Genomic DNA, 405 nt, shown 5'->3' with positions numbered 1-405 from the left:
CTACTCGGGGGCGCTGCTCGTGTGGTTCGGCTTCACGGCCTACGCCACGCTGCTGCGTCCCGACCTGCTGGAGCGCGCCGTCCACGCCGTCGTCGGGCTGCCGCTGCTGCGGCGGTTCGCGCCGCGCGTGCGGGCCGTCGCCGCCGAGACGCGCGTGGCCGTGGACGCGCTGCGCGGCCAGCCGATCCGCTTCTACGCCATCGCCATCTTCTGGAGCGTGATCCACTGGACGGCCCGCTACGCCGTCCCGCTCTTCGTCGCGCTCAGCTTCACGCGCGACCTGCGGCCGGTGCTCTACCTGCTGCGCACCGCCGGTCTCTGGCTCGCCGGCCTCGCGATGCCGACGCCCGGCGGCTCGGGGGGCATCGAGGCGCTGTTCCTGATCTACCTCGCGCCGCTGCTGCC

The 405-nt window shown here is 74.3% G+C and carries 1 protein-coding gene; it reads left to right on the top strand.

Annotated elements, in window-relative coordinates; translation table 11 throughout:
* Window positions 1-405: lysylphosphatidylglycerol synthase domain-containing protein (locus I6F37_RS42760; protein ID WP_225154792.1), on the top strand; the 405-nt coding region annotated here is incomplete at both ends.

The organism is Bradyrhizobium sp. NBAIM08 (genome assembly GCF_020193935.1).
Lineage (GTDB): Bacteria > Pseudomonadota > Alphaproteobacteria > Rhizobiales > Xanthobacteraceae > Bradyrhizobium > Bradyrhizobium yuanmingense.
This window is presented reverse-complemented; position numbering and strand designations above follow the sequence as displayed.